This is a genomic window from Pseudonocardia sp. GCM10023141, from assembly GCF_042653605.1.
Genome location: NZ_JBHSIR010000038.1, coordinates 32,064 through 58,404 on the forward strand (window position 1 = coordinate 32,064; position 26,341 = coordinate 58,404).

A 26,341-nucleotide genomic window follows, 5' to 3' on the forward strand; every position below is an offset into this window, starting at 1 on the left:
TCACGAGCTTCGGCACGGTCCGCGCCTACGCCTGGACGCACGAGCTGCATCCTGACGCCACCCCCGTTGCGCTGCTGCCGGGGTCGATCGGCGGGCGGCCCCCATGTGGTCGAGAACCTGGCCGACATCTTCGCCAACCGCACGGTCCACGCGATGGACGCGCTCGGCGAAACCGGTCTGTCGGAGCAGACGGTGCCGATGCGTGACATGGCCGACCAGGCGATGTGGGTCGACGAGCTCTTCTGGACGGCCCATCCCTGATCGGTGTGGGGCGGCCTGTTCCGTCGAGAACGACGTTGCCATGATCGAACAGCTCTTTTGATCATGGCAACGTCGTTCTCGACGGTGAGGGCTGGGACACATCGAATCGATTCGACATCGAGGTCCTGCCGGACGTAGCGTTTCCGTGGGCCAGCGCAACGACGAGTCGGCCACCACCCGTCCGCCGTTCTGCAGGAGTACTGCCATGCCGTTCGCGATACTCGCGATGGCCTTGGGCGCCTTCGCCATCGGGCTCACCGAGTTCGCCGTGATGGGGCTGCTGCCCCAGATCGCCGGCGAGACGGCGGTGTCCATCCCCGTCGCGGGCAACCTGATCACCGCCTACGCGATCGGCGTCGTGGTCGGGGCCCCGCTGCTCACGGCCGCGGCCGTGCGGCTGTCGCGGCGGACGATGCTGGTGCTGTTCATGGCCCTGTTCGCCGCCGGGAACGCCCTCGCCGCCGTCGCACCCTCGTTCGGTGTGCTCGTGGCCGCCCGGTTCCTGTCCGGGCTCCCGCACGGGGCCTTCTTCGGCGTCGCCTCGCTCGTCGCGGCCTCGCTCGTGCCACCGCATCGCCGAGCGTCCGCCATCGCGTCGATGGTCCTCGGGCTGACGGTGGCCAACCTCGTGGGCGTGCCGGCCGCCGCGCTGCTCGGTGGGCTGGCCGGCTGGCGGCTCGCGTTCGTCGTGATCGCCGCGCTCGCGCTGCTCTGCGTCGCAGGCGTGCTCGTGTTCGTCCCGCGCGGCCGGGTGGAGGTCGCACCCGGCCTGCGCGCCGAACTGGCCGTGCTCCGCTCGCCCGCGGTGCTCCTGGTGCTGGGCGTCGTGGCGGTGGGCACCGGGGGCCTGTTCGCGTTCTACAGCTACATCGCGCCGATGATGATCGAGCTCACCGGATACGGCGCGGGGGCCATCCCGGCGCTGCTGGCGGTCTTCGGTCTCGGCATGACGGTGGGCACCGTGCTCGGTGGGCGGCTGGCCGACCGGTTCGACCACCGCAAGCTGCTGGTCGTCCTGCTGGGCGGCCAGACGGCGCTGCTGGTCGCCGCCGTGCCCGCGGTGCGGTCCCCGGTGCTCGCGCCGATCGTGATCTTCGGCGTCGGGGTGCTGGGACTGGCGCTGATCCCGGCGGTCCAGTCGGTGGTGATGGACGCTGCGAGCGCGGCGCCCGCGCTCGCCTCGGCTGCGATCCAGTCCGGGTTCAACACGGCCAACGCACTGGGTGCGGCGCTGGGCGGGATGGTGATCGCCGCCGGCTTCGGCCTGGCCGCACCCGCCGCCGTGGGCGCCGTGCTGGCCGCGCTGGGGATGGGGCTCGCGCTGCTGATGCTGCGCCACTCCCGGCGCGCCTCGGCGGCAACGCCGGCGCGACCGGAGGCGGTCACAGCAGCGGGATGATCGCCCCCACCGCGAGCCCGAGCACGAGCAGCGCCCCGGCCTGGCGCACGTGCACCCAGGCCAGCGCGGCGTACCAGAGCGGCCAGACGGGGAACCCCGGCGGCGGCTCGTCGGGCGGTGGCCTCCGGAACCGCGGCCACACCTTCAGCAGCCGGGGGATCGCCAGCACCACCACGAGCGCTGCCCACGGCATGGCGCCGAGCAGCACCGCGACGCCGACGAGCACGTAGAACGCCACCATCAGCCCCAGCGTCGTGGCCCGGGCCCGGCGCTCGCCGAGCAGCACCGGCAGCGTCCGGATCCCGAGCGGCTCGTCGAAGGGGATCTTGTCGATGTGCTTGCCCATGAGCACGGTGGTGCACAGCAGGCCGTAGGGCAGCGACGCGAGCAGGACGGCCCAGCCGATCGTGCCGGTGGCGCTGAAGTAGGTGCCGCCGACCATCAGCGGGCCCCACACGACGAGGACGTCCGGCTCGCCCAGCCCGCGCTTCTTCAGCCGCAGCGGCGGCGCGGTGTAGGCGACGCTGAGCACGAAACCGGCCACCGCGAACGCGACCACGGGCCACCCGCGGGCGATCGCCAGCACGACGAGTATCGCCAGGTCGGCCGCGTTCACCACGACGATGGCCACGAGCAGCGTCCGCTTCGTGACCAGCCCGGACAGCACCGGGTGCGGCGCGTAGAGCGCACGCGGGTACGTGGCGGTGTCGCTGCCCGACGTGGTGTCGTACAGGTCGTTCATGAGGTTGTTGGCCACGTGCGCGAGCGTGATGCCGGCGACGGCGAGCACCAGCAGCAGCAGGTCGAAGCCGGGAACGTGCACGGCCAGCAGCGCCGCGACGAGCCCGGACACGACGGTCATCGGCAGCACGGCGGCGCGGCTCACCACGATCCAGCGCGTGCCGGCGTCGACGCGGCCGGCCTCGACGGCCCCCGGTGGCGGGTTGGTGGTGCGCAGCGCGTAGGTCCAGGAGCGCAGCCGCGAGTGCGGGGTGGCCTCGGTCACATCCCGAGCGTAGGCGCGTTCGCGCGCATCGGCGCGCCACCGCGGAACGACGAACGGCGGTGGAGGGCGGTGCATCCTTCCCCAGATGCCTCGCGCGCCACCGCCGTTCGGTTCGGTTGTGCAGCTGCTACTGCGCCGGGCGTGCCTCCGGCGGCAGGACACCCCAGCTGATGAGCTGATCGGTCAGCTCGCCAGGGGTCATGTCGTAGATGATCGACAGCGACCGCAGGTCCTCGGCGCGGATGGAGAGCACCTTGCCGTTGTAGTCGCCACGCTGGCTCTGGATGGCGGCGGCGTAGCGCGCCAGCGGCCCGACCTTGTCGGCGGGAAGCTGCTGCAACCGTTCCAGGTTGATCACGATCTTCGTGGCGGGCTCGGAACCGGACGGGACCCGGCCCTCCGGGAGCAGCTCGGCCACGGGCACGCCGTAGAAATCGGCCAGCTCGGCCAGTTTCTGCACGGTGACGGCACGGTCGCCGCGCTCGTACGAGCCGACCACGACCGCCTTCCAGCGGCCGCCCGACTTCTGCTCGACCCCGTGCAGCGACAACCCCTGCTGCTGCCGGATGGCTCGGAGCTTGCCGCCGAGCGCCTTGGCGTAGTCGCCCATCGTGGCGACCTCCTCACTTGCTGGTCCGTCGGCCCCACCGCGGGGGTTGGGATACCGACCTGGTGCTGACGTGGTTGGAGCGAGCGGTGGCGCCGGTGCTCGGGAGTGCACCGGCCACTGGTTCCCGAGGCGGTGCCCCCCGCTCCCGCGGCCACCCTGAGAGCAGTGAATCAATACGGAGAGTAATCATGCGCGTGCTCGGCCGATCGGTCAAGCTGCGTTACCCCTCCTGGTGGCGTAGCGGGCCGAGATCACTCGAACGGCTGATCGACAGGGCTCGGCCAGGCGTTACGCGGAAACTCGACGTGCGTCCGTCACTCGATGATGGTGACACTGCCGTAACCGGTGGGGTACGAGTGGGTGGCCCCGGTGCATCGAGCGACCCCAACCCGGTGTGACTCTCGCGATGTGCAGCCCCGTCGAGCACGGGTTGTGGTCACCCTCGCTGGTACGGTCGAGCGGACCGGTTCACGTCCTTTAAGGCCCGTCCGGTGAGGCGGGGAAGGAGAGACTCGTGGCGGAGATCCGCCGCGGGGACCCGGCAGGAGCGAGCACTCCCGTGAGGGAGCTGCTCAGCGCCGCCGACGTCACCCGCACCATCGCGCGCATCGCGCACCAGATCATCGAGAAGACCGCGGGGAGCCTGGACGACACCGTCCTGATCGGCATCCCCACCCGCGGCGCCGTGCTCGCGAGGCGGCTCGCCGCCGCCATCGCCGAGTTCGCCGGCACCGCGCCCGCCGTGGGGATCGTGGACCCCACGCTGCACCGGGACGACCTGCGCCGCCGCCCGGCACGCGCGCTCGAGGACACCGAGATGCCCGACGGTGGTCTCGACGACCGCCTCGTCGTGCTCGTCGACGACGTCCTGATGTCGGGCCGCACGGTGCGCGCCACGCTGGACGCGCTCGCCGACCACGGACGGCCGCGTGCCGTGCAGCTCGCCGTCCTCGTCGACCGCGGCCACCGGGAGCTCCCGATCCGCGCCGACTACGTCGGCAAGAACGTGCCCACCGGCCGCGACGAGCAGATCCTCGTGCAGCTCGCCGAGATCGACGGCATCGACGCGGTGCAGCTGCGCCGCGCACCCGATGCCGCCGCCCCGGTCGAGAACGCGCCGGTCGAGGACGCCCCGGCCGGGAACGGAGACGACGCGTGAAGCACCTGCTCTCGGTCACCGATTTGGACGCCGCGGCGGCCACCGGCCTGCTCGACACGTCCGACCGCCTGAAGCAGGCGCTGCTGGGTCGCGAGGTCCGCAAGCTGCCGACGCTGCGCGGCCGCACGGTGATCACGATGTTCTACGAGAACTCCACGCGTACGCGCGTGTCGTTCGAGATCGCCGGCAAGTGGATGAGCGCCGACACCGTCAACGTGAGCGCGTCGGGTTCGTCGGTGGCGAAGGGGGAGTCGCTGCGCGACACCTCGCTGACGCTCTCGGCGATGGGCGCCGACTGCGTGATCGTCCGGCATCCGGCGTCGGGCTCCGCCCACCGGATGGCGGCGTGGTCGGACCGCGACCACGCCGCCACCGGCACGCACACCTCGATCGTCAACGCCGGCGACGGCACGCACGAGCACCCCACCCAGGCGCTGCTCGACGCGGCCACGCTGCGGGACCGGCTCGGCTCGGTCGCCGGGCGCCGGATCGCGATCGTCGGCGACGTCCTGCACAGCCGGGTCGCGCGCTCCAACGTGTTCCTGCTCGCCACGCTGGGCGCGGAGGTGGTGCTCATCGCGCCGCCGACGCTGCTGCCCGTCGGCGTCGAGCAGTGGCCGTGTCGCGTCGGGTCCGAACTGGACGCCGAGCTCCCGGCCCTGGACGCCGTGATGATGTTGCGCGTGCAGGCCGAGCGGATGCACGGCTCGTTCTTCCCCTCCTCGCGTGAGTACGCAGTCGGGTTCGGCCTGTCGGAGGCCCGCGCGGCGTTGCTGCCCGAGCATGCGGTCGTGCTGCACCCCGGCCCGATGGTGCGGGGCATGGAGATCGCGCCCAGCGTCGCCGACGCCCCCTCCTCAGCGGTGCTCGCACAGGTGCGCAACGGCGTGCACGTGCGGATGGCCGTCCTCTACCACCTGCTTGCCGGAGCTCCAGCATGAACGAACAGCGCAGCACGACCGACCTGCTGATCACCAACGTCCGGCCCTACGGGGAGGGTGAGCCCGTCGACGTCGTCGTCCGGGACGGCGTGATCACCGAGATCGGCGCCGGGCTCACCGCGCCCGAGGGTGCCGAGTCGATCGACGCCGAGGGCGCGATCCTGCTGCCCGGCTTCGTCGACCTGCACACCCACCTGCGCGAGCCCGGGGGTGAGGAGTCCGAGACCATCGAGACCGGCTCCGCCGCGGCCGCGCTCGGTGGCTTCACCGCGCTGTTCGCGATGCCCAACACCGACCCCGTCGCCGACACCGCGGTGGTCGTCGAGCACGTGCGTCGCCGCGGCGATGAGGTCGGGCTCGTCGACGTCCACCCGGTCGGCGCGGTCACCGTCGGGCTCGGGGGCACGAAGATGGCCGAGCTCGGCACCATGGCGCGCAGCCGGGCGCGCGTGCGGATGTTCAGCGACGACGGCCGCTGCGTCAACGATCCGCTGATCATGCGCCGGGCACTGGAGTACGCGTCCTCGCTCGACGCGGTGATCGCCCAGCACGCCGAGGACCACCGGCTCACCGAGGGCGCGCAGGCCCACGAGGGCGTGGTGGCCTCCCGGCTCGGGCTGGCCGGCTGGCCCGCCACCGCCGAGGAGACGATCGTGGCGCGCGACTGCGCGCTGGCCCGCGAGGCCGGCGCCGCGCTGCACATCTGTCACGTCAGCTCGGTGCACACCCTGGAGGTGATCCGTGCCGCCAAGGCGGCAGGCGTCCGGGTCACCGCCGAGGTCACCCCGCACCACCTGCTGCTCACCGATGCGGCGCTGACCAGCTACGACCCGGTGAACAAGGTCAACCCGCCGCTGCGCACCGGCGTCGACACGGCCGCGATGCGCGCCGCGCTCGCCGAGGGCGTGATCGATGTGGTCGCCACCGACCACGCCCCGCACGCCTCGCAGTACAAGGACACCGAGTGGGCTGCGGCGAAGCCGGGCATGCTCGGCCTGCAGACGGCCCTGTCGGTGCTGGTGCTGGCGTGTGTGGAGTCGGGGCAGCTCGACTGGCGCGGCGTCGCGCGCGTGCTCTCGGAGCGTCCCGCCGAGATCGGTGGGCTGCCCGATCACGGGCGACCCATCGCCGTGGGCGAACCGGCCAACCTCACGATCGTCGACCCCGAAGGGGCCTGGACGGTGCGAGGTGCCAACCTCGTGAGCAAGGCGTCCAACACGCCTTACGAGGGGATGCGGCTGCCGGCGACGGTGGTGGCGACGGTGCTGCGCGGCACGGTGACCGCGCGGGACGGAAAGGTGGCGTCATGACCGCGGTACTGGTGCTCGAGGACGGCCGGATCTTCCGCGGTACGGCCTACGGGGCCCGCGGTGCGGGTTTCGGCGAGGCCGTGTTCACCACCGGCATGACCGGCTACCAGGAGACGCTGACCGACCCGTCCTACCACCGCCAGATCGTGGTGCAGACCGCGCCGCAGATCGGCAACACCGGGTGGAACGACGAGGACGGCGAGTCCGCGCGCATCCAGGTGGCGGGGTACGTCGTGCGTGACCCGAGCCGGACGTCGTCGAACTGGCGCTCCACGCGCGAGCTCGCCGACGTGCTGACCGAACAGGGCATCGTCGGCATCGCGGGGATCGACACCCGCGCGCTGGTGCGTCACCTGCGCGAACGCGGGTCGATGCGCGCCGGGGTGTTCTCCGGTACCCGGATCGGCGCCGCCGTCGACCTCGTCAAGCAGGTGCAGGACAGCCCGCAGATGGCCGGTGCCGATCTCTACGGAGCCGTCACCACCCGTGAGCCCTACATCGTGCCCGCCACGGGCGCGAAGCGCTTCACGGTGGCCGCGCTGGACGTCGGGATCAAGGCGAACACGCCACGCATGATGGCCGCGCGGGGCATCGAGACCCACGTGCTGCCGGCCGACTCGACGATCGAGCAGGTACTGGCGCTCAACCCCGACGGGTTCTTCCTGGCCAACGGTCCCGGAGACCCGGCAACGGCCGACGGCCCGGTCGCGCTGACGCGGCAGATCCTCGAGCGACGGATCCCGCTGTTCGGCATCTGCTTCGGCAACCAGATCCTCGCCAGGGCACTCGGGCGCGGCACCTACAAGCTGCGCTACGGCCACCGCGGCATCAACATCCCCGTGATCGAGCACGCCACCGGGCGGGTCTCGATCACCTCGCAGAACCACGGGTTCGCCGTGGAGGGGGAGGCGGGGGAGCGGTTCGACACCCCGTTCGGGGCGGCCGAGATCACCCACACCTGCCCCAACGACGGGTGCGTCGAGGGACTCGCCGCGCTCGACGTGCCGGCGTTCAGCGTGCAGTACCACCCCGAGGCCGCAGCCGGCCCGCACGACGCCGCAGACCTGTTCGACCGGTTCGTCGCGCTGATGGTGCAGGGCTCTGCCGTCGGCCTGCCGACCGCGCCCCCGACCGGTGGCCGCCACACGCTGCGCGCCGAAGAGGGTGCCGAGAGCACCGAGGAACCGGCCGCCGACCCCGCCACGTACGGAGAGGGCGCCTGATGCCCAAGCGCGAGGACATCCGCCACGTCATGGTGATCGGCTCCGGGCCGATCGTCATCGGCCAGGCGTGCGAGTTCGACTACTCCGGCACCCAGGCCTGCCGGGTGCTGCAGGAGGAGGGGATCCGCGTCTCGCTGGTCAACTCCAACCCGGCCACGATCATGACCGACCCCGAGTTCGCCGACGCCACCTACATCGAGCCGATCACGCCGGAGTTCGTGGAGCAGGTGATCGCCGCGGAACGCCCGGACGCGATCCTCGCCACCCTCGGCGGGCAGACCGCGCTCAACACGGCGGTCGCCCTGCACGAGAACGGCGTGCTCGAGCGCTACGGCATCGAGCTGATCGGCGCCGACTTCGAGTCGATCCAGCGCGGTGAGGACCGGCTCAAGTTCAAGGAGATCGTGCAGGCGGTCGGTGGCGACGTGCCGCGCAGCGCCGTCTGCCACTCCATGGACGAGGTGCGGGCCGCCGTCGCCGAGCTGGGCCTGCCGGTCGTCATCCGGCCGTCGTTCACGATGGGCGGGCTCGGCTCGGGCATGGCCCACAACGACGCCGACCTGGAGCGCCTCGCGGGCGGCGGGCTCGACGCCTCGCCCGTCACCGAGGTGCTCATCGAGGAGTCGGTGCTGGGCTGGAAGGAGTTCGAGCTCGAGCTGATGCGCGACCACGCCGACAACGTGGTGGTGATCTGCTCGATCGAGAACATCGACCCGATGGGCGTGCACACCGGCGACTCGATCACGGTGGCGCCGGTCATGACGCTCACCGACCGCGAGTACCAGCACATGCGCGACGTCGGGATCGCCGTGCTGCGAGCCGTCGGCGTCGACACCGGCGGGTGCAACATCCAGTTCGCGGTGCACCCCGACACCGGGCGCCTCGTCGTGATCGAGATGAACCCGCGCGTGTCGCGCTCGTCGGCGCTCGCGTCGAAGGCCACCGGGTTCCCGATCGCGAAGATCGCGGCGAAGCTGGCCGTGGGCTACACCCTCGACGAGATCCGCAACGACATCACCGGCGAGACGCCCGCGGCGTTCGAGCCGACGCTGGACTACGTCGTGGTGAAGATCCCGCGGTTCGCGTTCGAGAAGTTCCCCGGCGCCGACCCCGAGCTCACCACCACGATGAAGAGCGTCGGCGAGGCGATGGCGATCGGGCGCTCGTTCCCCGAGGCACTGAGCAAGGCGCTGCGGTCGATGGAGACCACCGCTGCCGGGTTCTGGACCACGCCGGACCCCGACGGGTACCCCGCGGTCGACGAGGACATCACCACACCCACCGACGGGCGCATCTACGCCATCGAGCGCGCGCTGCGCGGCGGCGCGAGCATCGCGGAGGTGGCCGCCCGCTCCGGGCTCGACCCGTGGTTCCTCGACCAGATCCTGCTGCTCGTCGAGCTGCGCCAGGAGATCCTCGACGCCGCCGTGCTCGACGCCGCGCTGCTGCGCCGCGCGAAGCGGGCCGGGATCTCCGACCGCCAGCTCGCCGCGCTGCGCCCGGAGTTCGCGGGTGAGGACGGCGTGCGGCTGCTGCGCCACCGACTGGGCGTCCGCCCGGTCTACAAGACGGTGGACACGTGCGCGGCCGAGTTCGCCGCCACCACGCCGTACCACTACAGCGCCTACGAGACCGACCCCGACGCCGAGTCGGAGGTCGCCCCGCAGACCGAGAAGCCCAAGGTGCTCATCCTGGGCTCCGGGCCCAACCGCATCGGGCAGGGCATCGAGTTCGACTACTCGTGCGTGCACGCGGTGATGGCGCTGCGCGCGGCCGGGTTCGAGACGGTGATGGTCAACTGCAACCCGGAGACCGTCTCCACCGACTACGACACGGCCGACCGGCTCTACTTCGAGCCGCTCACGTTCGAGGACGTCCTCGAGGTGGTGCACTCCGAGCAGGCCTCCGGCACGGTGGTGGGCGTCATCGTGCAGCTCGGCGGGCAGACCCCGCTCGGGCTCGCCGCCCGGCTCACGGCTGCGGGGGTGCCCGTGGTGGGCACCAGCGCGGCCGCCATCGACCTCGCCGAGGACCGCGGCGCGTTCGGTGAGGTGCTGCGCAAGGCGGGGCTGCCGGCGCCCGTGTTCGGCATGGCCACCTCCTACCCGGAGGCACAGGAGATCGCGGCCCGCATCGGCTACCCGGTGCTCGTGCGGCCCTCCTACGTGCTGGGCGGGCGCGGCATGGAGATCGTCTACGACGACGAGACGCTGCGCGGCTACATCGCGCGCGCCACCACGATCAGCGACGAGCGTCCCGTGCTGGTCGACCGGTTCCTCGACGACGCGATCGAGATCGACGTCGACGCGCTGTGCGACGGCGAGGAGGTGTTCCTCGGCGGTGTCATGGAGCACATCGAGGAGGCCGGGGTGCACTCCGGCGACTCGTCCTGCACGCTGCCGCCCATCACGCTGGGCAGCTCCGTGCTGGAGTCGGTGCGCCGTTCCACCGAGGCGATCGCGCACGGGGTGGGCGTCAAGGGCCTGCTCAACGTCCAGTACGCGCTGCACAACGACACGCTCTACGTGCTGGAGGCCAACCCGCGGGCGTCGCGCACGGTGCCGTTCGTGTCCAAGGCCACGGCGGTGCCGCTGGCCAAGGCCGCCGCCCGGATCATGCTGGGCGCCACGATCGCGGAGCTGCGCACCGAGGGGCTGCTGCCCGCCGAGGGCGACGGCGGCGAGCTGCCGCCCGACGCACCGATCGCGGTCAAGGAGGCGGTGCTGCCGTTCCACCGCTTCCGCACCCGCGAGGGCAAGGGCGTCGACCCGTTGCTGGGCCCGGAGATGAAGTCCACCGGCGAGGTCATGGGCTTCGACGCGTCGTTCGGTGCGGCGTTCGCGAAGTCGCAGGCCGGTGCGTACGGCTCGCTGCCGACCACGGGCAAGGTGTTCGTGTCGATCGCCGACCGCGACAAGCGGGCGATGGTCTTCCCGGTGCTGCGGCTCGCCGACCTCGGGTTCCAGATCCTCGCCACCGCCGGCACCGCCGACGTGCTGCGCCGCCACGGTCTCGACGTCGCGGTGGTGCGCAAGCACTACGAGGGCGGCGAGACGATCGTCGAGAGGATATTGGCCGGTGACGTCGACATGATCATCAACACCCCGTACGGCAACTCGGGCCCCCGCGTGGACGGCTACGAGATCCGCGCGGCGGCGGTCAGCCGCGGCATCCCGTGCATCACCACGATGCAGGGCGCCGCTGCGGCGGTGCAGGGGATCGAGGCGATGAAGGCGGGCAAGATCGGCGTCAGATCGCTGCAGGACGCGCACGCCGCGATCAGGAAGTCGCGGCCGTGAGCGCCCGGTCGTTCGGGCAGCGGCTCACCGCGGCCGTCGCCGCCCACGGTCGGCTCTGCGTGGGGATCGACCCCCATCCCGCGCTGCTCGCCCAGTGGGAGCTGACCGACGACGCCGATGGTCTCGAGGCCTTCGCCATGACGTGCGTGGAGGCGCTGGCCGGGCACGTGGCCGTCGTCAAGCCGCAGTCGGCGTTCTTCGAGCGGCACGGCTCGGCGGGGATCGCGGTGCTGGAGCGCGTGCTGGCGGCGTTCGACGGCGGGCCGACCGTGACGATCCTCGACGCCAAGCGCGGCGACATCGGCTCCACGATGGACGGTTACGCCGATGCGTACCTGGGCGTCAAGGCCCCGCTGGGGGCGGACGCGATCACGCTGTCGCCCTACCTCGGCTTCGGCTCGCTGCTCCCGGCGCTGGACACGGCGGCCGACGCCGGCCGCGGGGTGTTCGTGCTGGCCCGCACGTCCAATCCGGACGGTGTGGCGGTGCAGCTCGCCGAGTTCGGCGGCCGCGGCACGGCCCAGTCCATCGTGGACGACGCGGCGGCGCGCAACGCCGGGATCGAGCCCCTCGGTGACGTCGGCGTCGTCGTCGGAGCCACGCGCGACCACGGGCTGGACCTCTCGGCGCTCAACGGCCCGGTGCTCGCACCGGGACTGGGGGCGCAGGGTGCCCGACCCGCCGACGTCGCGGAGTACTTCGCGGACGTCAACGGGCTGGTGCTGCCCAGCGCCTCCCGCTCGGTGCTGAAGGCGGGCCCGGACATGGCGACGCTGCGGGCGGCCGCCGAGGCACTGCGCGACGAGCTGGTGGCGCTGGGCTGAGGCCCGGCCCCGCCCGGCCCCTGCAACCCGGAGTGGCCGCGCTGCTTCCCGTTCCGCCGCAACGATCTCGACGCTCGATCCTCCGATGTGGACGGTCCCGGCGGCGGCCAGGCGCCGGACCGTCGAGCGCGTAGTCGCGCTTGAACACCCCGGCCCGTGCCGGAAGCGTTCCAGCTGCCGGCGGTAGCCGGTTCCCGCTGATCGCCACCACCTGGGGCAGGTGAGGTCGAGCAGCGCGACCGGGGCGCGGGGCAGCTCGCTGAGATCCCGCACCCGCCACCCGGTCACGATCTCCGCACCCAGACCGCGCAACCGCGCCAGCAGGCCGTCAGCGAGCGACTGGGAGCCGCCACGGACCACCGGCCAGCCGGTGGAGTGCGCGAGCGCGGCCAGCCACCGGCCGGCGTCGGCACCGAAGCCGCCGCGGTCGCGGCGAGGTCGCGCCGCACGAGCGCCGCGGGCGCGTCGTCGAACGGATGTGCGGCTGCGGTGGGCGGCCGGTCGAACACGACGCCCTCCCGTCCGGGATCCAGCGCGCGCATCGCCGGGGACGCCGTCGCCAGCGGGACGACCGTGGCGCACAGGTCGTGGCGGAAGCCCGGCAGCGTCACCTCCTCGGTGCGCAGCCCGCCGCCGAGCGTGTCCGCGGCCTCGACGAGCAGGACCCGGCGACCGGATGTGGCGAGCCGAACGGCCCCGACGAGACCGTTGGTGCCGCATCCGACGACGACGGCATCGATGCCCTGATCGTCGGCCGATGGTGCCCGCGCTCTCCACCCCCGCGTCAGATCCCGTCCACCCCGCGTCGGGCCATGAGACACAGGATCGCCGCCCGCCCGTCATGTCACCGATCCTGGGGACGGTCATTCCAGTGCGCCCAACGGGCGCGTCGAGGCGCAGAACGATCGCCCGTCCGTGGTATCACCCTTCCGGGTGGCGCGGCAGAGAACGCACTGGTGGCACCCCCGATTACCTGTTCCGAACGGGGCCTGAGTACGTTCGATGTGACCGAGCGGGCAGTCCCGCCAGGCAGTGACGATGCACTCCGAAACCGGGGTGCATGACGAAAGACGGAGGAGACCGTGGCCCTTCCCCAGCTGACCGAGGAACAGCGTGCTGCCGCGTTGGAGAAGGCGGCAGCGGCACGCCGTGTTCGGGCCGAGCTGAAGGACCGTCTCAAGCGCGGTGGTACCACCATCGGCGAGGTCTTGAAGCAGTCCGACTCCGACGAGATCCTGGGCAAGATGAAGGTGTCGGCATTGCTCGAGGCGATGCCGGGCGTCGGCAAGGTCCGCGCGGCGCAGATCATGGAACGGCTCGAGATCGCGCCGTCCCGCCGTCTGCGTGGGCTCGGCGACCGGCAGCGGAAAGCGCTGCTGGCAGACTTCGAGGGGTGACAACCCCGCACGACGCCCGGAGGGGCCGGCTGATCGTTCTGGCCGGCCCCTCCGGCGTCGGTAAGAGCAGCGTCGTCCAGGCGCTCCGCGAGCGCCTGCCCGAGCTGTACTTCAGCGTCTCGGCCACCACCCGCGATCCGCGGCCCGGTGAGGTCGACGGCGTCCACTACCGGTTCGTGGGCCCCGACGGCTTCGACAAGCTGATCGACGGCGGCGAGCTGCTCGAGTGGGCCGAGATCCACGGCGGGCTGCAGCGTTCCGGCACCCCGCGTGAACCCGTCGTCGAGGCGCTCGACGCCGGGCGGCCGGTGCTCGTCGAGGTGGATCTGCACGGCGCGCGCTCGGTGAAGCGGACCATGCCGGAGTCGACGACGGTGTTCCTCGCGCCGCCGTCGTTCGAGGAGCTGGTGCGCCGGTTGCGCGATCGCGGCACCGAGTCGGAGGCCCAGTTCGAACGCCGGCTGGAGACGGCGCGCGAGGAGATGGCGTCCACCGGCGAGTACGACGTGGTGCTGATCAACGACGACGTGCAGGTTGTTGCGGCGCGGTTGGTAGAGTTGGCACTCGGCCGGGCTTGACCGAACGGCCGTGCATCCCCTATAGGAGTAACTGAGTGAGCATGCCGCTGACCGGCCCCGTTGCCGGCGCACTTCCCGAGGGCATCACCAACCCGCCCATCGATGACCTGCTGGCCCAGGTGAGCTCCAAGTACGCCCTGGTCATCTACGCCGCCAAGCGCGCGCGCCAGATCAACGACTACTACTCGCAGCTGGGCGAGGGCCTGCTCGAATACGTCGGCCCGCTCGTCGAGCCGGGCCCGCGCGAGAAGCCGCTGTCGATCGCGATGCGGGAGATCCAGGCCGGAATGCTGGAGCACACCGAGGGCGAGCAGTAGGGGCCTCGGCCGAGCTTGCGAGGTCGTCATCAACGCTGTTGCTCCGCCACCCCGGGTCCTGCTCGGAGTGGCGGGTGGCATCGCCGCTTACAAGAGCGCCGAGCTGCTCCGCCGGTTCACCGAGAGCGGGCACTCGGTTCGCGTGCTGCCCACCGCCGCCGCGCTGGAGTTCGTCGGCGCCGCCACGTTCGAGGCGCTGTCGGGCCAGCCGGTCCACACGGGCGTCTTCCACGACGTCCCGGCGGTGCCGCACGTCAAGCTGGGCCAGGAGGCCGACCTCGTCGTCGTCGCGCCGGCCACGGCCGACCTGCTGGCCCGCGCCGCGCAGGGCCGCGCCGACGACCTGCTGACGGCAGCGCTGCTCACCGCGCGCTGCCCGGTGCTGTTCGCGCCCGCGATGCACACCGAGATGTGGGAGCACCCCGCCACGCGCGCCAACGTGGAGCTGCTGCGCAGCCGCGGTGCCGTGGTGCTGGAGCCCGCGTCGGGCCGGCTCACCGGCAAGGACACCGGCCCCGGCAGGCTGCCCGACCCCGCGGAGATCGCCGAGCTGGCCCGGCTGCTGCTCGAACGCGCGTCCGCGCTGCCCCGTGACCTCGTCGGGCGGCGCGTCGTCGTCTCGGCGGGTGGCACGCGGGAGGCGCTCGACCCCGTCCGGTTCCTGGGCAACCGCTCCTCGGGGCGGCAGGGCTACGCGCTGGCGCGGGTCGCCGCCCAGCGGGGGGCCCACGTCACGCTCGTCGCCGGGCACACCGCCGATCTGGCGGACCCGGCCGCCGTCGACGTCGTGCACGTCGGGTCGGCACTGCAGATGCGCGAGGCGATGCATGCGGCCGTCAAGGGGGCCGACGCCGTCGTGATGGCCGCGGCCGTCGCCGACTTCCGCCCGGTGTCACTGGTCGGCCACAAGATCAAGAAGGGCGCCGGGGATCCTGCCCCGCTCGTCCTCACCCAGAACCCCGACATCCTCATCGAGCTCGTCGGGGCGCGCGAGACGGGGCAGGTCGTGGTGGGCTTCGCCGCCGAGACGGGTGACGACACCGGCGACCCGTTGCACCACGGCCGGCAGAAGCTGGCTCGCAAGGGCGTCGACCTGCTGGTCGTCAACGCGGTGGGCGATGGTTTGGCCTTCGAGGTGGCCGACAACGCGGGCTGGCTGCTCGGGGCCGACGGCTCCGAGACGGTGCTCGGCTCCGGCTCCAAGGCGCTGCTCGCGTCGCACCTGTGGGACGCGGTGGCGGCCCGCCTGTCCTGAGCTCGGTCACTCTGTCCTGAGCTCGTTCACTGCGGAAGGGTCGGCCCGCGGGGCGGGCGCAGCTGCGGGCAATGCCGGGGTGCCCGGCGCAGCACGCCCCGCGGGCTCGATCAGCGGGCTCGACCCCCGTGTGGGGGTCGAGCGACCGGCTGGATCGGGGCCACGCGTGCGGCGTCAGCCCCCGAGCAGCCCGCCCAGCGGCGACGGCGCCGCGGCCGGCTCCGGGTCCGGTGTCGGGGTCGCCGTCGGGGCCGGGGTCGAGGTCGAGCGCGGGTAGTGCTGCTGCTGCCCGGCCCGGTTGCCGTCGGCCGCGGACTGGCTGGGCACCACGCGGTCACCTGCGCTCGGGGCGGGTGGCACGGTCGGCCGGTCGGCCGGTGCGGGTGCCGGGGCGGCGCCGTTCACCGAGACGTACTCCTGGGCGGCCCAGCCGCTCAGGTCGGTGAGCTTCACGAAACCGTTGCGGGTCTCGCCGACCTTCACCTGCTTGCCGGCCTCGCAGACCGCGACGATGCGCGAGGCGATGTCGGGCTCGGAACGGACGTTGACGCTCTGCGTGCAGCGGCCGGGCTCGGCCGGTGCGGTCGGTGCGGCGGTTGCGGTGCCGGCGATCAGGGCCATCATCGTGGTGGCGCTGACGGCGACCACGGCGCCGACCACCGCTACGGCACGGCCAGGTCGGCGAATCGTCAGTCGGGTGTTCATCTCAGCGGTCCTCCGGAAGGCATCGGGTTCTCGCTGGGTCCAACGACTGTCTCCGTTACCGATTCGCTACCAGGCGTGACATCATCCGAAGGGCTGACGGATCGGCGGCGTGTCGGGCCCGCTGTCACCGTCTGTGATCGACGTGAGCTTGGCGGCACGCGATGACCGCCGGGTGGGTGTCGACTACGCTCGCTGGCTGGGATCTCTGCAGCGGACACCTTCGCCGCTGCGTTCAGTGGGCCTCTGCGTTCAATGGGTACGAGATCAGGCGATGACGGATGGAGTGCGGCGTGGCGAACGCAGGCCGGCGGTTGTTCACCAGCGAGTCGGTGACCGAAGGTCACCCGGACAAGATGTGCGATGCCATCAGCGACACGATCCTCGATGCGCTGCTGGCCGACGACCCGCGCAGCCGCGTCGCGGTCGAGACGATGGTGACCACCGGGCAGGTCCACGTCGCGGGTGAGGTCACCACCAGCACCTACGCCGACATCCCCGGCCTGGTCCGGGCCAAGATCCTCGAGATCGGCTACGACTCGTCGTCCAAGGGCTTCGACGGCGCCTCGTGCGGTGTCAACGTCGCGATCGGTGCGCAGTCGGCCGACATCGCCCAGGGTGTCGACAAGGCCTACGAGAGCCGCGTGGAGCTGTCCGAGGACGAGATCGCCGGTCAGGGCGCGGGCGATCAGGGCCTGATGTTCGGCTACGCCAACACCGACACCCCGGAGCTGCTGCCGCTGCCGATCGCGCTCGCGCACCGGCTCGCCCGCCGCCTCGCCGAGGTCCGCAAGTCGGGTGTGCTGCCCTACCTGCGTCCGGACGGCAAGACCCAGGTCACCATCGAGTACGACGGTGACAAGGCCGTGCGGCTCGACACGGTGGTGGTCTCCAGCCAGCACGCTGCCGACATCGACCTCGACGGGATGCTCGCCCCCGACGTGCTGCAGCACGTCGTCACGCCGGAGCTCCAGGGTCTCGGCATCGACGTCTCCGATGTGAAGCTGCTGGTCAACCCCACCGGCCGGTTCGTCATCGGCGGTCCGATGGGCGACGCGGGCCTCACCGGCCGCAAGATCATCGTCGACACCTACGGCGGCTTCGCCCGCCACGGTGGCGGCGCGTTCTCCGGCAAGGACCCGTCGAAGGTCGACCGCTCGGCCGCCTACGCCATGCGCTGGGTCGCGAAGAACGCCATCGCGGCGGGTCTCGCGGAGCGCATCGAGGTCCAGGTGGCCTACGCCATCGGCAAGGCGGCGCCGGTCGGTCTGTTCGTCGAGACGTTCGGCACCGAGAACGTCGACCCCGCGAAGATCCAGGCCGCCATCTCGGAGGTCTTCGACCTGCGCCCGGCCGCGATCATCCGCGACCTCGACCTGCTGCGCCCGATCTACGCGCAGACCGCCGCGTACGGCCACTTCGGCCGCACCGACGTCGAGCTGCCGTGGGAGAGCACGGACCGCGCCGACGCGCTGAAGGCCGCCGCCGGGGCCTGATCCCCGACTCCCGGTTGCAGGAAAGCCACTTTCCCGCAAGCACGTTGCAGCAAAGTGGCTTTGCTGCCATCGCTGCAATACCTCACTCACAGCATCACCGGCAGCCCCGTGCGCCCGGCGTACGGGGCTGTCGGCCGCTTCGGGCATGCTGATCACGCCGCCGCCCGGCGCGCCGCAGGACGAGGGGAGGGCCCGTGGCACCGACGCGAACGGCCCGGCCCCGCAGCGCTGCCGCCGCCCAGCGGGGGGAGTGGCAGCCGGCCACCGCGCTGCCGGTCGCGCGGGTGGCCGTCGACGTCCCGCTCGCCCACCTGGACCGGCTCTTCGACTACCGCGTGCCGAGCCGGTTCGACGCCGTGGCGGTGCCGGGCGTGCGGCTGCGGGTGCGGTTCGCCGGGCGCCTGGTCGACGGGTACCTGCTGGAGCGGGCCGCCGAGTCCGAGCACGTCGGCAAGCTGGCGTGGGTCGAGAAGGTGGTGTCGCCCGAGCCCGCGCTCACCCCCGAGGTCGCGCGGCTGTGCCGGGCCGTGGCCGATCGCTGCTCCGGCGTGCTCGCCGACGTGCTGCGCCTCGCGGTGCCGCCCCGCCACGCCAAGGTCGAGGCCGAGGCGGTGGCGCAGCTCCCGATGCCGGCCCCGGCGCCGGTGGGCCCGGGCTGGCACCGCTACGGGCGCGGGCAGGCCTTCGTCGACGCGCTGGCGGGCGGGCGCGCGGCCCACGCCGTCTGGCAGGCGCTGCCGGGGGAGGCGTGGGCGCACCGGCTCGCCGACGCCGCGGCCGCCACGGCCATCGCCGGGCGCGGGGCCCTGCTCGTGGTGCCCGACGTGCGTGACGTCACCGCGTTGCACGCCGCCTGCGTCGAACGGCTCGGCGCAGGCGCCGTGGTGGCGCTCACCGCCGACCTGGGCCCGGCCGAGCGGTACCGCCGCTGGCTCGCGGTGCGCCGCGGTCAGGTGCGGGTGGTGGTCGGCACCCGGTCGGCCGCGTTCGCGCCCGTCCACGAGCTCGGGCTGGTTGCCGTCTGGGACGACGGCGACGACCTGCACGCCGAGCCGCGCGCGCCCTATCCGCACGTCCGCGACGTGCTGGTGCTGCGCGCCCACACCGCCGGTGCAGCGCTGCTCGTCGCCGGGTTCGCGCGCACCGCAGAGGGGCAGGTGCTGGTGGAGTCGGGGTGGGCCCGGGAGATCATCGCTGACCGGGCCGTGGTGCGCGCCGCGATGCCGCGCATCGGTGCCGCCGGGGAGTCGACACACCAGCTCGTCCGCGATCCGCATGCCCAGGCCGCGCGGCTGCCGGGGGTGGCCTTCGAGGCGGCCCGTGCCGCGCTCACGGCGGGACGCCCGGTGCTGGTACAGGTGCCGCGAGCAGGCTACGTGCCGTGGCTGTCGTGCGCGCAGTGCCGGGAGACGGCCCGGTGTCGCCACTGCGCGGGGCCGCTCGGGCTGCCCGCCCGCACGGCCGGTGGCGACGGGGCCGCGGCCGCACCACCGCAGTGCCGCTGGTGCGGCCGCCCGGAGACCGCGTTCCGCTGCCCCGCCTGCGCGTCGCGACGGCTGCGGGCCGGTGTCGTCGGGTCGGGACGCACGGCCGAGGAGCTCGGCCGTGCCTTCACCGGCGTCACCGTCCGAGCGTCGGGTGGCGGCGCGCCGGTGCTCGAGTCGGTGGCGGGCCGCCCGGAGATCATCGTGTCCACACCGGGCGCCGAACCACCCGCCGCAAGCGGCTACGGCGCGGCGCTGCTCGTCGACGGCTGGGCCCTGCTCGCCCGCCCCGACCTGCGGGTGGCCGAGGAGACGCTGCGCCGCTGGATGGCCGCGGCCGCGCTCGTCGTCCCGCACACCGACGGCGGCCGGGTCGTCGTGATGGCGGAGCCGAGCCTGCCCGTCGTCCAGTCGCTGGTGCGCTGGGATCCGGCCGGTCACGCCGCCGACGAGCTGGCCGCCCGCGCCGAGGTCGGGTTCCCGCCCGCCGTGCGGATGGCGTCGGTCGAGGGCACCCCGGCCGCGCTGGAGGACGTGATCGCGCAGGTCGAGGCGCAGGCGGGCACCGGTGTCGAGGTGCTCGGTCCGGTGGAGGTCGAGCCGGTGCCGGGCGCCCCCGCCACCGCCGACGGGCCGAAGGAACGGGCGCTGCTGCGGGTCCCGCGAGCCGAAGGTCGCACGCTGGCCACGCTGCTGCACGCCGCGCAGGCCGCACGCACCGCGCGCAAGGCGGCCGACCCGGTGCGCGTGCGGATGGACCCGACCGAGATCGGCTGACCGGGCCGCGTGCCAGAATTGGGGGCCTTCCACCCGCGTACTGCCGTCAGGAGATCCGTGCCCGTCCAGCCCATCCGGCTCTTCGGCGATCCGGTGCTGCGCACACCGGCCGTCGAGGTCACCGCGTTCGACGCCGAGCTGCGCAAGCTCGTCGTCGACCTCACCGACACCATGCACGACGAGGGCGGCGCCGGCCTCGCCGCACCACAGCTCGGCGTCGGCCTGCGGGTGTTCAGCTACGACTGCGACGGCTTCGCCGGGCACCTGATCAACCCCACGTTCGACGTGGTGGGCGACGAGGAGCAGACCGGTCCGGAGGGGTGCCTGTCGATCCCGGGCCTGCGCTGGGAGTGCACGCGGCACCTGCACGTCGTCGCGCACGGGTGGGACGAGCACGGCGAACCGGTCACCGTCGAGGGCAGCGAGATGCTGGCGCGCTGCATCCAGCACGAGACCGACCACCTCGACGGCGTGCTGTTCGTCGACCGGCTCGACGCGGCCACCCGGAAGATCGCCATGGCCGAGATCCGGGGCTCGGAGTGGTTCGGCGAGCAGTTCCCTGAGGTCCGCGTGAGCCCGCACCCGCTGTTCGGGAAGGTGCGGTAGATGCGCCTCGTGTTCGCCGGCACCCCCGATCCCGCGGTGGCGTCGCTGCAGGCGCTGCTCGACGCTCCGCAGCACGATGTCGTGGCCGTCGTCACGCGCCCGGACGCACCGTCGGGGCGTGGCCGCAAGGTCTCCCGATCGCCGGTGGGTGCGCTCGCCGACGCCGCCGGCATCCCCGTGCTGACCCCGGCGCGGCCCCGCGAGCCGGAGTTCCTCGACGCGCTGCGCGAGCTCGCCCCGGACTGCTGCCCGGTGGTGGCCTACGGAGCGCTCATCCCGCGGGTTGCGCTGGACGTTCCCGCGCACGGCTGGGTCAACCTGCACTTCTCGCTGCTGCCCGCCTGGCGCGGTGCGGCGCCGGTGCAGGCCGCGCTGCGTGCGGGCGACGAGGTCACCGGCGCCACCACCTTCCAGATCGAGGAGGGGCTCGACACCGGGCCCACCTACGGCGTGGTCACCGAGGCGGTGGGTCCCGACGACACCACGGGTGCGCTGCTGGGGCGGCTCGCCGTCTCGGGCGCCGCGCTGCTGCTGGCCACCATGAACGGCATCTCCGACGGCTCGCTGCGGGCCGTGCCCCAGCCCACCGACGGGGTGTCGCAGGCACCGAAGGTGACCCCGGCCGACACGCAGGTCGACTGGTCGGCGCCCGCCGCCGCCGTCGACCGGCTGGTGCGCGCCGCCACCCCGGAACCCGGCGCGTGGACGACGTTCCGCGGGGAGCGCCTCGGCCTCGGCCCGGTCCGGCTCACCAGCGGTGACGACCTGCCGGTGCTCAAGCCGGGTGAGCTGCACGTGGAGAAGCGTCGGGTCCTCGCAGGCACGGCGACGGGGCCGGTGCAGCTCGGTGAGGTGCGGCCGGTGGGCAAGCGCGCGATGCCGGCGCCCGACTGGGCGCGCGGCGTGCGCATCGATGCAGGGGAGTTGCTCGGATGACGGCGCTGAACTCGCGGGAGCGCCGATGACGGCGCCGCGACGCGGTGGAGCTCGGCGCGACGGTGGCCGCGGCCGCCCGGCCGGGCCCCGGGGTGCCGGCCCGCCCCGTGGGCGCAGCGGCCCGCCGCGCCCACCGGAGCTCGACCCGTCCCGGCAGGCCGCGCTGGAGCTGCTCACGTCCGTGCGCGTGCGCGACGCGTACGCCAACCTGGCGCTGCCCGCGATCCTGCGCCGCTACCGGCTCCACGACCGCGACGCCGGGCTCGCCACCGAGCTGGGCTACGGCACGCTGCGCGCCAAGGGCCTGCTCGACGCCGTGATCGAGGCGTGCACCGACCGTCCGATGATCCGGGTGGAGCCCACGCTGCTCGACGCGCTGCGGCTGGGCGCCTACCAGCTGCTGCGCACCCGCATCCCGTCGCACGCCGCCGTGGACACCACCGTCGAGCTGGTGCGGGTGGAGGCCGGCAGCCGCGCGGCGGGGTTCGTCAACGCGATCCTGCGCAAGGTGGGCGCGCAGGACGAGGCCGCCTGGGTGGCGCAGCTCGCGCCGTCGCTGGAGGAGGATCCGCTCGGTCACGCCGCGTTCGCCCACGCGCACCCGCGCTGGATCGCGCAGGCCTTCTCCGACGCGCTCGGCCCCGCCGGACCCACCGAGATCGACGCGGCGCTGGCCGCCGACGACGCGCGTCCCACCGTGCACCTGCTCGCCCGGCCCGGCGAGATCACCGCGGCCGAACTGGCGCTGGTCACCGGTGGGGAGGAGGCGCCGTACTCGCCCTACGGCGTGCACCTCGAGCCGGGCAGCGGCGACATCGGCGACCTGGACGTCATCTCCGAGGGGCTCGCCGTCGTCCAGGACGAGGGCAGTCAGCTCGTGGCACTCGCGCTGGCCAAGGCGCCCCTGCTGGGCGCGGACGCGGGCCGGTGGCTCGACCTGTGCGCCGGACCGGGCGGCAAGGCCGTGTTGTTGGGCGGACTCGCGCAGCTCGACGGCGCGCACCTCGACGCCGTGGAGTCCAGCGAGCACCGGGCCGACCTGGTGCGCCGCGTCGTCGACGGGCTGCCGGTCGAGGTCCACACGGCCGACGGCCGGGAGGCCCCGCTTCCCGACGCCGCGTACGACCGCGTGCTCGTCGACGCGCCGTGCACCGGGCTCGGTGCGCTGCGCCGCCGCCCGGAGGCCCGCTGGCGTCGTCGTCCCGAGGACGTCTCGGGTCTGTCGAAGCTGCAGCGCGAGCTGCTCACCGCGGCGCTGCGCCACGTCCGGCCCGGCGGTGTGGTGGCCTACGTGACGTGCTCGCCGCACCTCGCCGAGACCCTCGGCGTGCTCACCGGCGTGGTGCGCAAGCACCCCGATGTCGAGCAGCTCGACGCCCGCGAGCTGCTGCCGGGCGTCCCCGACCTCGGCGACGGCCCCACCGTGCAGCTGTGGCCGCACCGCCACGGCACCGACGCGATGTTCCTGGGGCTGCTGCGCAAGACGGCGTGACCGCAGGCTCTGCCCGGTCAGGTGGCGCGGGTACGCCGGACCTTCGCGGCCTTGTGCGCGGCCCGGTCGATGGCCACGTCCACGGCGATGTCGAGGTAGTCCAGGACGATCTCGTCCTCGTCGGGCCCTGCGTCCACCTCGATCCGCACGTCGCGGGTGCGGCCGCGGCCGGTGAGCCGCCCGTGCGGATCGTGCAGCACGCCGCCCTGCTCGAACCCGACGTTGACGCCGCCCCGGCGCGGGAACAGCGCGCAGATGTAGCCGGCGCGGGGGTGGTGGAAGGCGAGGCCGTACCAGCTCGTGTTGACCCGTTCCTGCAGGTCGGGATGGGCCTCGGTCACCGCCCGGCGCAGCCGCTGCACCAGCGCCACCACCGCGGGTGGTTCGCCGCGCAACATCCCGTCGAGCGCGGCGTCGGTCGAGCTCGGGTCGGCGGGAGCGGAATCACCGGAAGGCACGCGAGGAGTGAACCTCACCCGGCGAATACCGACGATGGGGGACCGGTCGACCGGGTCCCGCGGAGTAATCTGCCCAGGTGCAACCCATGATCGCTCCCAGCATCCTGTCGGCCGATTTCGCCCGTCTCGCCGACGAGGCGGCGGCGGTGTCGGGGGAGGAGGGTGCCGACTGGCTGCACGTCGACGTCATGGACGCGCACTTCGTGCCGAATCTGACGCTGGGCCTGCCGGTCGTCGAGTCGCTGCTCAAGGCCACCTCCATCCCGATCGACTGCCACCTCATGATCGACGACCCGGATCGGTGGGCCATCGGCTACGCCGAGGCGGGCGCCCACAACGTCACGGTGCACGTCGAGGCCGCCCGCGACCCGGTGGCGCTGGCCGCGAACCTGCACGCGGCAGGCGCGAGGGCCGGGCTGTCGATCAAGCCGGGCACGCCCCTCGAGCCCCACCTCGAGACGCTGCGCCACTACGACACGCTGCTGGTGATGAGCGTGGAGCCCGGGTTCGGCGGCCAGAGCTTCATCGCCGACGTGCTCGACAAGGTCCGCACCGCCCGCCGCCTCGTCGACACCGGGCACCTGACGCTGCTCGTGGAGATCGACGGCGGCATCAACGCCGCCACCATTGAACAGGCGGCAGAGGCGGGCGTCGACTGCTTCGTCGCCGGCTCCGCGGTCTACGGTGCGGCTGACCCCGGACGCGCCGTGCGCGCGCTGCGTGAGCAGGTGCTCGCGCGGACCGCGCACCGCAGCTGGGGCGGCTGAGGCCCGGGAACACCCGGGACCCGGCGCGTGGTTGCACATGAATACCGGTGTCGGGCCGGGTGGTCGGAAGGGGAACGCGGAGATGTTCACGGGAATCGTCGAGGAGATCGGCGAGGTCCTCGCGGTGCGGGAGAGCGCGGAGGTGGTGGTGCTCACCGTGCGCGGCCGGCTCGTCACCTCGGATGCCGCGCACGGCGACTCGATCGCGGTCAACGGTGTCTGCCTCACCGTGATCAACCCGGACGGCAGCGACGACGGCACGTTCACCGTGGAGCTCGTGCCCGAGACGCTCAAGCGCTCGAGCCTGTCGGCCACCACCACCGGCGCCAAGGTCAACCTCGAGCGGGCGATGCCCGTGAACGGGCGGCTCGGCGGCCACATCGTGCAGGGCCATGTCGACGGTGTCGCGGTGCTGATGTCGCGCTCGCCCGCCGACCGCAGCGACGAGCTCGTGTTCAGCCTCGCCCCGGATCTCGCCCGCTACGTGGTGGAGAAGGGCTCCATCACCGTGGACGGCGTGTCGCTGACGGTGGCGGGAGTGACGAGCGACACGTTCACTGTGGCGCTCATCCCAACGACGCTCGCTCATACGACGCTCGGAATCCGGCAGCCGGGAGATACCGTCAACCTGGAGGTCGATGTCGTCGCGAAGTACGTCGAGCGGCTGACCTCCGGGTACCTGCAGCGCACCGTGCGGGCTGCAGAGGCCGACGAGGAGGCCCCAGTCAAGTGAATGCACCCGTGGACAGCCGGTTCGGTGACTTCGTGTCCATCGAACGAGCGCTCGAGGACCTGCGCGCCGGCAAGCCGGTGGTCGTCGTCGACGACGAGGACCGCGAGAACGAGGGCGACCTGATCTTCGCTGCCGAGAAGGCAACGCCGGAGCTGGTGTCGTTCGTCGTGCGCTACACCTCGGGCTACGTGTGCGTGGCGCTCACCGAGAGCGAGTGCGACCGCCTCGACCTGCCGCCGATGCACCACACCAACTCCGACTCGTTCCGCACGGCCTTCACCGTGACGGTGGACGCGAAGGCCGGCATCAGCACGGGCATCTCGGCGGCCGACCGGGCCCACACCATCCGGCTGCTGGCCGATCCCGCCGCTGGGCCCGGCGACCTCGTGCGCCCCGGCCACGTGTTGCCGCTGCGCGCCCGCGAGGGCGGGGTGCTGCGCCGGCCCGGCCACACCGAGGCCGCCGTGGACCTCGCGCGGCTGGCCGGGCTCTCCCCGGCGGGCGCGCTCTGCGAGATCGTCTCGCAGAAGAACGAGGGCGACATGGCCCGCGCCGACGAGCTCGGCGTGTTCGCGGCCGACCACGACCTCGCGCTCATCACCATCGCCGACCTGATCGCCTACCGCCGCCGCATCGAGAAGCACGTGGTGCGCGTGGCCCAGGCCCGCATCCCCACCGCGCACGGCGAGTTCATCGCCTACGGCTACGACTCGCTGCTCGACGGCATCGAGCACATCGCGATGGTGCGTGGCGACGTCGCCACCCCGGAGAGCACCGGCGAGGACGTGCTGGTGCGCGTGCACTCCGAGTGCCTCACCGGTGACGTGCTCGGCTCGCTGCGCTGCGACTGCGGCCCGCAGCTCGACGCCGCGCTGGCCAAGGTGGCCGAGGAGGGTCGCGGCATCGTGCTCTACATGCGCGGCCACGAGGGCCGGGGGATCGGCCTGCTGCACAAGCTGCAGGCCTACCAGCTGCAGGAGGCAGGCGCCGACACCGTCGACGCGAACCTGGCACTGGGCCTGCCCGCCGATGCCCGCGACTACGGCATCGGCGCGCAGATCCTCGTGGACCTCGGTGTGAAGTCGATGCGGCTGCTCACCAACAACCCCGACAAGCGTGCCGGGCTGGAGGGCTACGGTCTCACCATCACCGGACGGGTGCCGCTGCCGGTGCGGGCGAGCCAGGAGAACCTGCGCTACCTCCGCACCAAGCGCGACCGGATGGGCCACGACCTGCCCGACCTGGGCGACGGCGCGGCCACCGACGCGGGCACCCCGGTGGCGGACGGTACCGGTACGTGACGCTGGAGGA

Annotated in this window: 25 protein-coding genes; 20 read left to right on the top strand and 5 right to left on the bottom strand. The window is 72.9% G+C overall.

Going from position 1 to position 26,341, the window contains the following annotated elements:
* Positions 1-105: 105 nt before the first annotated feature.
* On the top strand, positions 106-261 hold the full coding sequence (locus ACFPFQ_RS23450) for a hypothetical protein (protein WP_379622311.1): 156 nt from the start codon (positions 106-108) through the stop codon (positions 259-261).
* A gap of 205 nt (positions 262-466) precedes the next feature.
* A complete protein-coding gene (locus tag ACFPFQ_RS23455) occupies positions 467-1,660 on the top strand; it encodes an MFS transporter (RefSeq protein WP_379622313.1) in 1,194 nt (397 codons plus the stop codon).
* Here ACFPFQ_RS23455 and ACFPFQ_RS23460 read toward each other — a convergent pair.
* Positions 1,644-2,666 (bottom strand): prenyltransferase, encoded by a 1,023-nt coding sequence (locus ACFPFQ_RS23460; RefSeq protein ID WP_379622315.1) that lies wholly within the window; start codon positions 2,664-2,666, stop codon positions 1,644-1,646. The genes ACFPFQ_RS23455 and ACFPFQ_RS23460 overlap by 17 nt on opposite strands.
* Positions 2,667-2,793: 127 nt before the next feature.
* The gene (locus tag ACFPFQ_RS23465) at positions 2,794-3,276 is read right to left on the bottom strand and encodes a transcriptional regulator (protein ID WP_379622317.1); all 483 of its coding nucleotides are present in this window, start codon (positions 3,274-3,276) and stop codon (positions 2,794-2,796) included.
* 514 nt (positions 3,277-3,790) lie between these two features.
* Here ACFPFQ_RS23465 and pyrR point away from each other — a divergent pair.
* From pyrR to pyrF, 6 genes are read left to right on the top strand one after another with little or no spacing between them, the layout of a single operon-like run.
* The gene (gene pyrR / locus ACFPFQ_RS23470; protein WP_379622319.1) at positions 3,791-4,435 is read left to right on the top strand and encodes a bifunctional pyr operon transcriptional regulator/uracil phosphoribosyltransferase PyrR; all 645 of its coding nucleotides are present in this window, start codon (positions 3,791-3,793) and stop codon (positions 4,433-4,435) included.
* Entirely contained in the window at positions 4,432-5,376 is a 945-nt protein-coding gene (locus ACFPFQ_RS23475) for an aspartate carbamoyltransferase catalytic subunit (RefSeq protein WP_379622321.1), read from the top strand. The genes pyrR and ACFPFQ_RS23475 overlap by 4 nt, the downstream gene beginning before the upstream one ends.
* A complete protein-coding gene (locus tag ACFPFQ_RS23480; protein WP_379622323.1) occupies positions 5,373-6,686 on the top strand; it encodes a dihydroorotase in 1,314 nt (437 codons plus the stop codon). The genes ACFPFQ_RS23475 and ACFPFQ_RS23480 overlap by 4 nt, the downstream gene beginning before the upstream one ends.
* Positions 6,683-7,909: a glutamine-hydrolyzing carbamoyl-phosphate synthase small subunit gene (carA, locus tag ACFPFQ_RS23485; RefSeq protein ID WP_379622325.1), complete on the top strand. Its 1,227-nt coding sequence runs from the start codon at positions 6,683-6,685 to the stop codon at positions 7,907-7,909. The genes ACFPFQ_RS23480 and carA overlap by 4 nt, the downstream gene beginning before the upstream one ends.
* Positions 7,909-11,208, top strand: a complete 3,300-nt coding sequence (gene carB / locus ACFPFQ_RS23490; RefSeq protein WP_379622327.1) for a carbamoyl-phosphate synthase large subunit — start codon at positions 7,909-7,911, stop codon at positions 11,206-11,208. Before carA ends, carB begins: the two co-directional genes overlap by 1 nt.
* Positions 11,205-12,032, top strand: a complete 828-nt coding sequence (gene pyrF / locus ACFPFQ_RS23495; protein WP_379622329.1) for an orotidine-5'-phosphate decarboxylase — start codon at positions 11,205-11,207, stop codon at positions 12,030-12,032. Before carB ends, pyrF begins: the two co-directional genes overlap by 4 nt.
* Before the next feature lie 284 nt (positions 12,033-12,316).
* Here the strand turns inward: pyrF and ACFPFQ_RS23500 are convergent, their stop codons facing one another.
* Positions 12,317-12,853, bottom strand: a complete 537-nt coding sequence (locus ACFPFQ_RS23500) for an NAD(P)-binding protein (RefSeq protein ID WP_379622331.1) — start codon at positions 12,851-12,853, stop codon at positions 12,317-12,319.
* A 261-nt stretch (positions 12,854-13,114) separates the two neighbouring features.
* Here ACFPFQ_RS23500 and mihF point away from each other — a divergent pair, with 261 nt between their 5' ends.
* The 4 genes from mihF to coaBC are packed head-to-tail and all read left to right on the top strand — an operon-like array spanning position 13,115 to position 15,579.
* Positions 13,115-13,429 carry an integration host factor, actinobacterial type gene (gene mihF, locus ACFPFQ_RS23505; RefSeq protein ID WP_379622333.1) on the top strand — a complete coding sequence of 105 codons (315 nt, stop codon included), beginning with the start codon at positions 13,115-13,117 and terminating at the stop codon, positions 13,427-13,429.
* Positions 13,426-14,007 carry a guanylate kinase gene (gene gmk / locus ACFPFQ_RS23510; RefSeq protein ID WP_379622335.1) on the top strand — a complete coding sequence of 194 codons (582 nt, stop codon included), beginning with the start codon at positions 13,426-13,428 and terminating at the stop codon, positions 14,005-14,007. Before mihF ends, gmk begins: the two co-directional genes overlap by 4 nt.
* A gap of 41 nt (positions 14,008-14,048) precedes the next feature.
* The gene (gene rpoZ, locus ACFPFQ_RS23515; RefSeq protein ID WP_379622442.1) at positions 14,049-14,324 is read left to right on the top strand and encodes a DNA-directed RNA polymerase subunit omega; all 276 of its coding nucleotides are present in this window, start codon (positions 14,049-14,051) and stop codon (positions 14,322-14,324) included.
* Positions 14,325-14,382: 58 nt separating this feature from the next.
* On the top strand, positions 14,383-15,579 hold the full coding sequence (coaBC, locus tag ACFPFQ_RS23520; protein WP_379622444.1) for a bifunctional phosphopantothenoylcysteine decarboxylase/phosphopantothenate--cysteine ligase CoaBC: 1,197 nt from the start codon (positions 14,383-14,385) through the stop codon (positions 15,577-15,579).
* 174 nt (positions 15,580-15,753) lie between these two features.
* Here the strand turns inward: coaBC and ACFPFQ_RS23525 are convergent, their stop codons facing one another.
* Positions 15,754-16,284: an SH3 domain-containing protein gene (locus ACFPFQ_RS23525; protein ID WP_379622337.1), complete on the bottom strand. Its 531-nt coding sequence runs from the start codon at positions 16,282-16,284 to the stop codon at positions 15,754-15,756.
* 278 nt (positions 16,285-16,562) lie between these two features.
* Between ACFPFQ_RS23525 and metK the strand changes: the two genes are divergently transcribed.
* The 5 genes from metK to ACFPFQ_RS23550 all read left to right on the top strand — a co-directional run bounded on the left by metK (position 16,563) and on the right by ACFPFQ_RS23550 (position 23,072).
* Positions 16,563-17,777, top strand: coding sequence for a methionine adenosyltransferase (gene metK / locus ACFPFQ_RS23530; protein ID WP_379622339.1), 1,215 nt, complete (start codon positions 16,563-16,565; stop codon positions 17,775-17,777).
* 194 nt (positions 17,778-17,971) lie between these two features.
* Positions 17,972-20,038, top strand: coding sequence for a primosomal protein N' (locus ACFPFQ_RS23535; RefSeq protein WP_379622341.1), 2,067 nt, complete (start codon positions 17,972-17,974; stop codon positions 20,036-20,038).
* A gap of 57 nt (positions 20,039-20,095) precedes the next feature.
* A complete protein-coding gene (gene def / locus ACFPFQ_RS23540; RefSeq protein ID WP_379622343.1) occupies positions 20,096-20,644 on the top strand; it encodes a peptide deformylase in 549 nt (182 codons plus the stop codon).
* Positions 20,645-21,580 carry a methionyl-tRNA formyltransferase gene (fmt, locus tag ACFPFQ_RS23545; protein WP_379622345.1) on the top strand — a complete coding sequence of 312 codons (936 nt, stop codon included), beginning with the start codon at positions 20,645-20,647 and terminating at the stop codon, positions 21,578-21,580.
* A 25-nt stretch (positions 21,581-21,605) separates the two neighbouring features.
* Positions 21,606-23,072: an RsmB/NOP family class I SAM-dependent RNA methyltransferase gene (locus tag ACFPFQ_RS23550; protein ID WP_379622347.1), complete on the top strand. Its 1,467-nt coding sequence runs from the start codon at positions 21,606-21,608 to the stop codon at positions 23,070-23,072.
* A gap of 17 nt (positions 23,073-23,089) precedes the next feature.
* On the opposite strand, the gene ACFPFQ_RS23555 is transcribed toward ACFPFQ_RS23550, so the two are convergent.
* Entirely contained in the window at positions 23,090-23,530 is a 441-nt protein-coding gene (locus tag ACFPFQ_RS23555) for a hypothetical protein (protein WP_379622349.1), read from the bottom strand.
* Positions 23,531-23,616: 86 nt separating this feature from the next.
* On the opposite strand from ACFPFQ_RS23555, the gene rpe reads away from it, so the two are divergent.
* From rpe to ACFPFQ_RS23570, 3 genes are all read left to right on the top strand, one after another.
* Positions 23,617-24,297 carry a ribulose-phosphate 3-epimerase gene (rpe, locus tag ACFPFQ_RS23560; protein WP_379622351.1) on the top strand — a complete coding sequence of 227 codons (681 nt, stop codon included), beginning with the start codon at positions 23,617-23,619 and terminating at the stop codon, positions 24,295-24,297.
* Between the two features lie 82 nt (positions 24,298-24,379).
* Positions 24,380-25,030: a riboflavin synthase gene (locus ACFPFQ_RS23565; protein ID WP_379622353.1), complete on the top strand. Its 651-nt coding sequence runs from the start codon at positions 24,380-24,382 to the stop codon at positions 25,028-25,030.
* Positions 25,027-26,331 (top strand): bifunctional 3,4-dihydroxy-2-butanone-4-phosphate synthase/GTP cyclohydrolase II, encoded by a 1,305-nt coding sequence (locus tag ACFPFQ_RS23570; protein WP_379622355.1) that lies wholly within the window; start codon positions 25,027-25,029, stop codon positions 26,329-26,331. Before ACFPFQ_RS23565 ends, ACFPFQ_RS23570 begins: the two co-directional genes overlap by 4 nt.
* Positions 26,332-26,341 lie beyond the last annotated feature (10 nt).

Excerpts from the sequence above, each read along its gene's own strand:
- ACFPFQ_RS23455 (WP_379622313.1), top strand. The coding sequence starts at position 467 with ATGCCGTTCGCGATACTCGCGATGGCCTTGGGCGCCTTCGCCATCGGG.
- ACFPFQ_RS23465 (WP_379622317.1), bottom strand. The coding sequence starts at position 3,276 with ATGGGCGACTACGCCAAGGCGCTCGGCGGCAAGCTCCGAGCCATCCGG.
- ACFPFQ_RS23480 (WP_379622323.1), top strand. The coding sequence starts at position 5,373 with ATGAACGAACAGCGCAGCACGACCGACCTGCTGATCACCAACGTCCGG.
- carA (WP_379622325.1), top strand. The coding sequence starts at position 6,683 with ATGACCGCGGTACTGGTGCTCGAGGACGGCCGGATCTTCCGCGGTACG.
- carB (WP_379622327.1), top strand. The coding sequence starts at position 7,909 with ATGCCCAAGCGCGAGGACATCCGCCACGTCATGGTGATCGGCTCCGGG.
- rpoZ (WP_379622442.1), top strand. The coding sequence starts at position 14,049 with ATGCCGCTGACCGGCCCCGTTGCCGGCGCACTTCCCGAGGGCATCACC.
- ACFPFQ_RS23525 (WP_379622337.1), bottom strand. The coding sequence starts at position 16,284 with ATGAACACCCGACTGACGATTCGCCGACCTGGCCGTGCCGTAGCGGTG.
- metK (WP_379622339.1), top strand. The coding sequence starts at position 16,563 with ATGGAGTGCGGCGTGGCGAACGCAGGCCGGCGGTTGTTCACCAGCGAG.
- fmt (WP_379622345.1), top strand. The coding sequence starts at position 20,645 with ATGCGCCTCGTGTTCGCCGGCACCCCCGATCCCGCGGTGGCGTCGCTG.
- ACFPFQ_RS23550 (WP_379622347.1), top strand. The coding sequence starts at position 21,606 with ATGACGGCGCCGCGACGCGGTGGAGCTCGGCGCGACGGTGGCCGCGGC.
- rpe (WP_379622351.1), top strand. The coding sequence starts at position 23,617 with ATGATCGCTCCCAGCATCCTGTCGGCCGATTTCGCCCGTCTCGCCGAC.
- ACFPFQ_RS23565 (WP_379622353.1), top strand. The coding sequence starts at position 24,380 with ATGTTCACGGGAATCGTCGAGGAGATCGGCGAGGTCCTCGCGGTGCGG.